Origin of the sequence: Microcoleus sp. PH2017_09_SFU_O_A, from assembly GCF_020738625.1 — a bacterium.
Classification (GTDB): domain Bacteria; phylum Cyanobacteriota; class Cyanobacteriia; order Cyanobacteriales; family Microcoleaceae; genus Microcoleus.
Genome location: NZ_JAEQCF010000026.1, coordinates 48,134 through 56,800, shown reverse-complemented (window position 1 = coordinate 56,800; position 8,667 = coordinate 48,134). Strand labels below are relative to the sequence as shown.

5 protein-coding genes are annotated in these 8,667 nt (G+C 47.0%); 4 read left to right on the top strand and 1 reads right to left on the bottom strand.

All coding sequences use genetic code 11. The annotated features are described in order from the left end of the window. Positions 1 to 274 precede the first annotated feature (274 nt). Positions 275 to 2,032: an alpha/beta hydrolase gene (locus JGK16_RS12185; protein WP_293183055.1), complete on the bottom strand. Its 1,758-nt coding sequence runs from the start codon at positions 2,030 to 2,032 to the stop codon at positions 275 to 277. 412 nt (positions 2,033 to 2,444) lie between these two features. Between JGK16_RS12185 and JGK16_RS12180 the strand changes: the two genes are divergently transcribed. The 4 genes from JGK16_RS12180 (at position 2,445) to JGK16_RS12165 (ending at position 8,227) form a co-directional block, all read left to right on the top strand. Further along, entirely contained in the window at positions 2,445 to 3,431 is a 987-nt protein-coding gene (locus JGK16_RS12180) for an Npun_R2479 family HD domain-containing metalloprotein (RefSeq protein ID WP_293183053.1), read from the top strand. Positions 3,432 to 3,724: 293 nt separating this feature from the next. Further along, complete coding sequence (locus JGK16_RS12175) at positions 3,725 to 4,789, top strand: vWA domain-containing protein (RefSeq protein WP_293190629.1); 1,065 nt, start codon at positions 3,725 to 3,727, stop codon at positions 4,787 to 4,789. A 350-nt stretch (positions 4,790 to 5,139) separates the two neighbouring features. After that, on the top strand, positions 5,140 to 7,410 hold the full coding sequence (ligA, locus tag JGK16_RS12170; RefSeq protein ID WP_293190628.1) for an NAD-dependent DNA ligase LigA: 2,271 nt from the start codon (positions 5,140 to 5,142) through the stop codon (positions 7,408 to 7,410). Between the two features lie 388 nt (positions 7,411 to 7,798). Then, the gene (locus JGK16_RS12165) at positions 7,799 to 8,227 is read left to right on the top strand and encodes a hypothetical protein (RefSeq protein WP_293190627.1); all 429 of its coding nucleotides are present in this window, start codon (positions 7,799 to 7,801) and stop codon (positions 8,225 to 8,227) included. The last annotated feature ends 440 nt before the right edge of the window (positions 8,228 to 8,667 follow it).

Sequence of the window (8,667 nt, the reverse complement as noted above, 5' to 3'; positions counted from 1 at the left end):
AATGCGGTTGTCGGTGCTGGTGACCCAGTTGCAAAACTGCGACCACAGGTTGGCGCTTTCGCGCTGCTGTAAGGTTGCTGTCATGGTTTTATGATTGCTGTATTTGGTTTTCAATGTTCGTGACGGCTTTGTGTTCCGCCATGTAAATAAATATAAACCTTTTATTTCGGTTTGTAAAGGGGTGTAACAACAGCTTAACTGATGAGAGTCATCAGGAAAGCTGATGAAACGATAAAGAGGCGAAAAGATTGCGTCGCTTCGATCGCACTTAACCCTAACGGGGAACAGGAGCTACCCGAGGTGGAGCAACTGGAGAAGGTGGAGCAACTGGAGCGATCGCAGGTGCAGGTGCAGGGCTGCGAGGAGGTGGAGCACTGCTGAACTGTTGCAGTTGCTGGGGGGTGAGCGATCGCAAAATTCTCAGTCCCAAAGTATTTCGGGAGATGCCCAGGGCGTAGTTTGGCTCTAAATACGGGCGGAACTTTGATTTGTTGTTCAAATAGCTTTCCATGAACGCTAGGCTGAGTCCGTTGAGGTAGCGGCGGGCTAAGGCGGGTTCGGGCCCGATCGCCTGTGCTGGTGGCAAAAAGACGCTTTGAGGGGATTGGTCGATCGTGGAAAAGTGAGTCCCGTTGTTCATCAGCACCAGATATTTGTTCGGCGATGTCAGCCATGTGAAGGGTTGAATTTGTTCGAGCAAAGCGGGGGCGACGGTATCGGCGGTGCCTGCGATTACCATGACTGGGATTTGGATTTTGCTGAGGTTTGTTTCTCCTAAAATGCTGCTGACGATCGGGTTGATGGCGATCGCAGCTTTGACGCGCGGATCGCCGAAATTGTACTGGTTGCGATCGAGGCTGCGGGCGCGGCACTGCAACAGCAGCGAGAGGTTCCAAGTTTCATTTTCCAGCTTGCAGTCTTTGTCTAGCTGTGCAAAGTTAATCTCGGCTCCCGCTAGTGTTAAAGCCGTATAGCCTCCGAAAGATTGGCCGATGACGCCGACTCGCTGCAAGTCTAGCTGTCCTCGGTAGGCCGGATTGGTTGTCGAAAGTTGGGTTAAATAATCGAGCAGGTCTTTGATGTCTAGGGGGCGGTTGACAAATTCTGCTGGTTCTGCTACTTCGTTGGCTCTGCCTGTTACTAGGTCTTGGATTTGTTGGGCGTTGCTGCCGGGGTGTTCGGGGACGGCGACGGCAAAGCCGTAGGAGGCTAGGTGTTTGGCTAAATACTCGTAGGAAATGCGATCGGAACCTAAACCGTGAGAAATTACTACGACTGGAGCCGGTTGCGGACTTTTGAGCGGCAGGTAAATGTCGATATCAAAGGTACGATCGCGATTTGGACTCGTCAGAGTTACCGATGATTTTTTCCAATTATAGGGGCCCTTTTCCTGGATCTGTAGCATTTCGGCGGGCGGTATCCCAGACTCCTCGGCTGCTTGTGTTTCCGACAACTTGGCGACTCCGGCGATCGTCCGATTGGAACGGTTGATCAGCGATGTCAGCTCGTTGGCGATACCCAAGCCGCGCGCAATGTCAATCCTGATGCCGTAAGTGGGGAATTTCCGCAGCACGTTGAGAATTGTCATGCCTTCTGGATCTGAGGCTGCTAAAATTAGGGCGGCTCGGATGGCATAAAATCCAGGCTGCCGAGCTTTGGTTTGAATTACTCGCCCCAAACGTTCCAGGAGCACTTCTCCTTGCGGCGTGTAGAGGAATTGGGCGATCGTCACAGGGCTGATTTCTGCTTTCGCTTGCAGGCCGTTGCGAATCTCCGCTAGCTGTGATTTTTTGGCGTACTGAGCGAAGCCGTCCAAGTTTGAGTCTATTTTGCCTTCTTTGGCGAAGAGTGTCAGGGATTCGATCGGCACTGATACTTCTAGCGGCCCGTAAGTTACATAGATTCGTTCTGCTCCCAAGGCCGGTGCAGCGGTACAAACAGCCGTGAATGCAAACAATCCTAGGTATTTTGGGGCGATCGACCGCCGAGCGCGAATTGCCGCAGTAGAGATACTCGGAAACAGACAGTTCATAACTTTAACACCTAGAACTTCTAATAATTAGTCGGTGAAACGATGTAAATTGTTTCACTAATATTTAATACCAAAAAATCGATCTTTTACTGGGGAAATTAGGTTATCGTGGGAAGTATATCCAAAAGAGCAATTTTCTGACCTAACAAGACTAGCTGAACTTTAAAATTCAACGCCGAGGGGTGAGTGGATTTGAGAGTTGAGAGTTGAGATTTGAGATTTACTCGGCAGATGAATCTGGAAGCTGAAACTTGGGTCTAAAATTTGGGTAGCATCTAGGACTTAAGCCGACGCTTGTATCCGTCTTTGGGCGAGGGGTCAAACCTATTCTAATGCCCATTGATTATTGTTTCAGCTATCCCAGATATTTGCGATCGAGTTTGCAACTATAGCCTGAGTGAGAGAATTTATCATGTTCAATGCAACTGCCATCCTGATTGACGCTTTTGTGCAAGAGCTACAGGCCGGCTACCGCCGCACCTACGGCAAGTACAAGCCTGACTACCCTGAAATTATCGCCTGGGCGGGGACTATGGCTCTCGAAAACATCGCTAACTGCGATGCTCTTTACCACAATGTGGAACACACAATGCTCGTGGCCTTGGTGGGACAAGAGATTCTTCGCGGCAAGCATATTCGCGAAGGGGGTGTGTCGCCGGAAGATTGGCTGCACTACCTGATCTCACTGCTATGCCACGATATCGGCTACGTGAAAGGTGTTTGCCGCCAAGACCAAGAATCTGTGGGACTCTATGCTACTGGTATTGATGGAGGCATGGTTTCTGTGGCGATCGGCGCCACTTCTGCTAGTCTAACTCCTTATCATGTCGATCGAGGAAAACTCGTAATAGACGAACGCTTCGGCGGCCACACATTAATTGATGCCGAACAAATCAAGCGCAATATTGAGTTGACACGCTTCCCAGTTCCTGCTAGCGAAACCCATCAAGACAGAAACAACTATTCTGGGCTCGCCAGGGCCGCCGATTTAATCGGTCAGTTGAGTGACCCAAATTACCTCCGCAAAATCAGCGCCCTATTCTACGAATTTGAGGAAGTCGGCACTAATAAAATCTTGGGCTACAAATCCCCGGGAGATTTGCGCCAAAATTACGCCAAGTTTTATTGGAACGGAGTTTTCCCATACATTCCAGCAGCTTTGAACTACTTGGAATTGACCCAGGGTGGCAAACAGATTATTGCCAACCTATACGCTAACGTGTTTCAAGTAGAACACGCTGAACCGCTTGCTTTCACCAAGCCGAACTCTCAAGATTCGCTCAAGTCCTGCGCCAACGGCAACTCGAATGGCGAAAAAAATAGTGATAATCTTCAACCTTCCATGTCCGGTGGAGATAACAACAAGAAGTTTAGCGATTTTTCCGACCTGAATTTGTGAGAGTGTTTTCGCATAATTCATGATTTATCGACGCGAGTCATCATTAGAAACTTTTTGGATTTTCTACTTGCTGGCTCCTTTTTGTTTGAGCTACAATAAATACTGTTTACTAGATTCGTAATACAAATTAGGTACGTTGTTGGGCTTTAGCCCTCTTTATAATATTCGGAAAGAGGGCTGAAGCCCAACAACGTACCTCATCTGCTTCCTTGCTCTTGTAGGACAAGATTAAGTAAAATGTATTGAGCTATAATAAGAGTAAGAAATCGTTGTCCCTTAGGGAAATTCAGGTCATGGCAACCAACAACATTGAAGTCGTTTTTAGCTTTGATACAACTGGCAGTATGTACCCTTGCTTGACGCAAGTTCGTCGGAAAATCAAAGAGACGGTAACAAGATTGCTTGATGAAATTCCTGGCATTCGCATTGGCATTATTGCTCACGGCGACTATTGCGATGCTGGCAGCACCTACGTGACTAAACACCTCGATTTGTCTGGCGATGTCGGCAAGATTTGCAATTTTGTGGAAAATGTCGAACCTACTGGCGGCGGCGATGCTCCAGAATGTTATGAATTAGTCTTGCACGAAGCTCAATCACTTTCCTGGACTCCCACTAATTCCAAAACATTCGTACTAATTGGCGACGATATCCCCCACGCACCCGCTCAAACTCCCCAAAAACTTAACTGGCGTCAAGAAGTAGATAAGTTAGCACAGATGGGAATTGCCGTTTACGGCATCCAAGCTCTCAACCGTCCCCATGCTACTTTATTCTACAAAGAACTAGCGGAAAAATCTGGCGGTTTTCACCTCAATCTCGACCAATTTTCCTACATCACAGATTTCTTTTTAGCAGTTTGTTACCAACAATCATCTGACGAACAACTACAAGCTTACGAACAAGAAGTTGTCAGTCAAGGTCGCATGAGTCGCGGCTTAAACAAGATGTTTGATACCATGATGAAGCGGGAAGGGACTGCTGTTTATGAGTCAGTAGAATTGCGCGCTGTCAAACCGGGGAGATTTCAGATTCTCGAAGTAGACAACGAGATTTCTATTAAAGCTTTTGTTCTGGAAAATGGTTTGGCTTTTAAAACCGGGCGCGGGTTTTATGAATTTACCAAAACAGAAACTATCCAAGGTAAGAAAGAAATTGTGCTGATGGAGCGTTTGACAGGGGATTTATTTGAAGGAGAAGCGGCGCGAGAAATGTTGGGTTTGCCAATGGGTGAGACAGTTCGCATCAAGCCGAGCAATCTAGAAAAGTATGCGGTTTTTGTGCAAAGTACCTCGGCTAATCGCAAGCTGATGGGGGGAACTCGTTTCCTTTATGAAGTTGAAGATTGGGATCGTTAATCGATTTTAAATGTCCTAACTACAACCACAGAGTAGGGTGCATCTCACTTTTGAAGAGGGCGAAGCATGACCGCATATAAGTTATTAGTTATAATCCCATATTGACTACGGTCATGCTTCGCCCCTACAAACATATTTACCAAAAACAGATGCACCCCGCAGAGCAGCGCAGATAATGCTAAAATTTCTATGGTTTGTGTTTGTAGCCTTTCTCAAAAAGATGAGGTATGACTGACAGTTTAATATAACTACTAAACTAGGAGGGCTAAAGCCCAACTACGTACCCGATCTTTTTGAGAACCGCTATATTCTAGTATCTGCGGTTAGACAATATACACTTTTAAATTAATATGCAACCAGAAATTCAGCAGCGAGTTAAACAATTGAGGCAGCAGCTACAGGAAGCTAGCTATGCTTATTATGTTCTTGATGCGCCGATGATGGCTGATGAGGTGTACGATCGCCTTTACCGAGAGTTGCAAGAGTTAGAATCAGATTATCCTGAGTTGATTGCTGCGGAAAGTCCGACTCAGCGCGTGGGAGAAAAGCCGGCTACTCAATTTTTTAGCGTCAAGCACAATATTCCTCTCTACAGTTTGGAAAATGCTTTTAATTTTGAGGAATTGACCAAATGGCAGGAACGCTGGCAGCGAATTGCACCCCCCCTAACCCCCCCTTATCAAGGGGGGGGACAAGATATGATTTTACCTTCCGAGGATGGCATTTCACCGCCCCTAACCCACCCTTATCAAGGGGGAAATGCACCCCCCCTAACCCCCCCTTATCAAGGGGGGGGACAAGATGGAATTGCACATCTACCTAGCAATGACGAAAACAGGGAAATTACTCCCCCCCTTAGCAAGGGGGGGCTGGGGGGGGGTTCCTACCAGGAAATTACTCCCCCCCTTAGCAAGGGGGGGTTGGGGGGGGTTTCCTATGTTTGTGAGTTAAAAATTGATGGTTCTGCTTTAGCGTTAACCTATGAAAATGGGGTTTTAGTTCGGGGTGCAACGCGGGGAGATGGGATTGCGGGAGAGGATATTACTCAAAATGTTAAGACTATTCGCTCGATTCCTCTCAAACTTAATTTAGATAATCCGCCGCCTGTGGTGGAAGTGCGGGGAGAGGCTTTTTTGTCTTTGGCTGTGTTTGAGGATATTAATCGGGAACGGGAAAAAGCGGGGGAACAATTGTTTGCTAATCCTCGCAATGCTGCGGCGGGTACGCTGCGACAGTTGGATTCTAAGATTGTAGATAAGCGACGGTTGGATTTCTTTGCTTATACTCTACATTTAGATGAGGGTAATGAGGAAAAGACGCAAGGGGAATCTTTGGAATTGTTGCGAAGGATGGGGTTTAAGGTGAATCCCAATCGGAAAATTTGCTCTTCGTTGGATGAGGTGCGGGAGTATTACGAATATTGGGATACTGAACGGCGAAATTTACCCTATATGACTGATGGGGTTGTTGTTAAGATTAATTCGGTTTGGCTGCAACGACAATTGGGTTTTACTCAGAGGTTTCCGCGTTGGGCGATCGCACTTAAGTATCCGGCTGCCGAAGTCCCTACAATTGTAGAAGCAATAACTGTACAAGTCGGGAGAACCGGCGCGCTGACTCCTGTGGCGGAACTCAAACCGGTGCAGTTGGCTGGAACGACGGTTTCGCGGGCTTCTCTCCACAATAGCGATCGACTTTCCGATCTCAATCTTCACATCGGCGATACTGTAATTGTCAGAAAAGCTGGGGAGATTATACCAGAAGTTGTCCGAGTTTTGCCGGAACTTCGTCCCCCAAATGCTCAACTTTTTCAAATGCCTAGCTGCTGTCCCGAATGCACGCAGCCTGTGGTTCGCGAAAAGGGGGAGGCCGTGACTCGCTGCATCAACACGTCTTGTCCGGCGATTTTGAGGGGTTCCCTGATTCATTTTTGCAGCCGGGATGCTCTGGATATTAACGGTGTTGGGGAAAAGTTGGTGCAGCAGATGGTGGATAGCAATCTGGTGCAGTCGGCGGCGGATTTGTTTGATTTGACTGCTGACAGATTGATGGTTTTGGAACGCATGGGTAAAAAGTTAGCAGAAAAGTTGGTAAGTGCGATCGCCCGATCGAAAAATCAACCTTATGCGCGGGTACTTTACGGCCTGGGCATCCGCCACGTCGGCAGTGTCAACGCTCAATTGTTGACTGAAAGGTTTGCCAATGTGGAAGAGTTAGCAGCGGTATCGGCGGCAGGAATTGAGGGAGTTTACGGCATCGGCCCGGAAATTGCACAAGCTGTTTATCAGTGGTTTCGAGTTCCGGCAAATCAAAGTTTAATTGCACGGTTGCAAACTGCGGGATTGCAATTGCATTCAGAAATGAAAACTCAGAACTCGGCAGCTCAAAATTTACAATTTGCAGGTAAAACATTTGTACTTACCGGAACTTTGCCGACTCTGAAACGAGATGAAGCTAAGGATTTGATTGTCAAAGCTGGAGGAAAAGTCACAGGTTCTGTCAGTGCTAAAACCGATTATGTGGTTGTAGGTGAAGATGCTGGCTCTAAGTTGGAAAAGGCTCAATCTTTGGGAGTTAAGCTACTGTCGGAGGCTGAGTTATTGGAACTTTTGGCAACTTAAAAATTGATAATTGTTCGTAAGGTGTAGCCATCAGCAATGTTTGTAGTCAGGAATGAAGTCCTCTAAATTCATGAGGAATGAAGTCCTCACTACGAACCTGTTTTGTGTTTGATATTCGGACTTCATTCCTCTGATTTTGATAAGGACTGAAGTCCTCACTACGAACCTGTTTTGCGGCAGGCGCAAAATAGCCGATCGCAAATTACGCAATACCTCAAAAGGCATAGAAATTGCGCTCGCACTTCGTCAATATACATACTTCTCTCGCCTGGGCGCCCGAATCGGTTGTCGGCACAGGCTAGTTTTGCTAAAATTTGATATAGTTGGGATTTGCGATCGCGCGTAACTGCCAACCGAACAAAGTTCCAGCAATCAGAGGAGATACGTGATGTCGGAAACCCCAGAACAAACACAAACAAATTTGTCGGCTCCAGAAACAAGTTCCGAAAGCTCTATTTCTTGGACTGAAAACGTAAAAAGTAGCGTGGGAAACATCCTGAGCAGTTGGAAGGTGAAAGCAGGATTGGGAGTGGCTGTACTATTGGGAGTCTTAGTGTTGTCGTTTTTCTGGCAGCACATGATTGCAGTTGTAGGTATGAACAGTTGGGCGGCTCGATCGGGCGCTAGGGCGATCGAATGTATGGTAAGAGATACTAATAACGACGAGTATGTCAGTTGCAGCGCCCTCCTCGACCAGCAAATTGTCCCTCTCGAATGCAGTTCTAGTTTGTTAAACATCGGTTGTCGCGTCAATTACGGAACTGCGGCACCAAATCCGAGACAGCTTGGGCCCAGAGCTTCTGCTGATTTTAGATAATTTTTGACTAGCTTTGCCATCCTAAAAATATGATGCCGATGCCAAGCATAAATGAGGGAGGATCTCATTTTTTCAAAACGCATTTTTTATTGTAGTGCGAGCGTCCCCGCTCGCGAGTCTTGCATCGCTCGCGAGCGGGGACGCTCGCACTATTAAATGCAAAACTGAGATACTTCCAATAAATGGTGCGTCAGAATGAGATGAGGGGTGATAATTAAAAATTACCTTTCCTGACGCACCCTACCCTTGAATTGTTCTTTCTTCCTTCTTCCTTTGCTAGTTTGAGAGAATTTTTGATTAGCTTTGCCGAAAATATGATGCCGATGCCAAGCATAAATGGTGCGTCAGAATTAGATTAGGGGTGATGATTGAAAATTACCTTTCCTGACGCACCCTACCCTTGAATTCTTCCTTCTGCCAACTGTCAACTGTCAACTGTC

Excerpts from the sequence above, each read along its gene's own strand:
- JGK16_RS12185 (WP_293183055.1), bottom strand. The coding sequence starts at position 2,032 with ATGAACTGTCTGTTTCCGAGTATCTCTACTGCGGCAATTCGCGCTCGG.
- JGK16_RS12180 (WP_293183053.1), top strand. The coding sequence starts at position 2,445 with ATGTTCAATGCAACTGCCATCCTGATTGACGCTTTTGTGCAAGAGCTA.
- JGK16_RS12175 (WP_293190629.1), top strand. The coding sequence starts at position 3,725 with ATGGCAACCAACAACATTGAAGTCGTTTTTAGCTTTGATACAACTGGC.
- ligA (WP_293190628.1), top strand. The coding sequence starts at position 5,140 with ATGCAACCAGAAATTCAGCAGCGAGTTAAACAATTGAGGCAGCAGCTA.
- JGK16_RS12165 (WP_293190627.1), top strand. The coding sequence starts at position 7,799 with ATGTCGGAAACCCCAGAACAAACACAAACAAATTTGTCGGCTCCAGAA.